The organism is Desulfosporosinus sp. Tol-M2, assembly GCF_059735615.1.
This window is the reverse complement of sequence record NZ_JCAIJG010000069.1, coordinates 6,188-6,993: the sequence shown is the minus strand read 5'-3', so window position 1 is coordinate 6,993 and position 806 is coordinate 6,188. Positions and strand designations below refer to the sequence as shown.

At 50.0% G+C, this 806-nt stretch carries 2 protein-coding genes (1 of these 2 cut by a window edge); both read right to left on the bottom strand.

Annotated elements, in window-relative coordinates; translation table 11 throughout:
- Positions 1–323 carry the beginning of a CpaE/TadZ family protein gene (locus tag AC6I5A_RS04965; RefSeq protein ID WP_497900504.1) on the bottom strand. It extends 748 nt beyond the left edge of the window, so 323 of the gene's 1,071 nt are visible here — the first part of the coding sequence; its start codon is at positions 321–323; its stop codon lies beyond the left edge, outside the window.
- A gap of 33 nt (positions 324–356) precedes the next feature.
- On the bottom strand, positions 357–806 hold a 450-nt coding region (cpaB, locus tag AC6I5A_RS04960; protein ID WP_034612473.1), incomplete at its 5' end, for a Flp pilus assembly protein CpaB.

Sequence of the window (806 nt, the reverse complement as noted above, 5' to 3'; positions counted from 1 at the left end):
TCGCTGAATTCTTTGGCCGACTTCGGGAATTCTGTCACATTGTGAGCACCAATCTTGATTGCGCTTTGCAGAATGTCCATATCCATATATTCTACCAGGATAATTACATGGGTATGGGGCCGATGGAGAATGATCCGCTCGGCCAAACTCAGCACATCCGTATCCCCTGCCCCCAGGGTCATAATAATGATATCCGGTGAAATGTTTTCGATCTTGTCCAAGGCCGCAGTACCACCGGTTGCCTCTCCGATGACCACGATCTCCTCACCATCAATCATCGGCCTGATTGCACTGAGATTCTTTTCCAGCTTGCTGATCAACATTACATTTATTTTCATCATCAGGCGCTCCTTTTCCTATTTCACCATGATACTATCAAGGGTGATGCTCGGCAAATTGGTTGGTGCGCTATCCAACGGAGACCTTAGAAGTGCCCGCAGATGACCTTTCGCCTCTGTCATGCTCAATTTCATCGCTTCCTGGGGTGTCACCTGCAAGGTAAGGGTGGTATAAGGTGCCGCCGACCCATCCTTGCCAAGTGCTTTGCCGGTTTTAGATGTCACAGAGTCCACGGCCAGGATAGTTATATTCTCGACGATAGGGGTTGTATAGAAAACGGCCGCTGCGCTCTCAAATTCAGAGATAATATCCACATGATCCTGAGGTTTCAACATCCCAGCCAGGCCGGTTCTTTCATCCACAGCTACGGTAATGGCCCGCATTCCAGGCTTGATAGCATAGGCCAGGCTATTATTGCTGCTCTCTCCGGGGGCGACAAGTTTGGCGCTTAGAATCTGCTCCCCGGC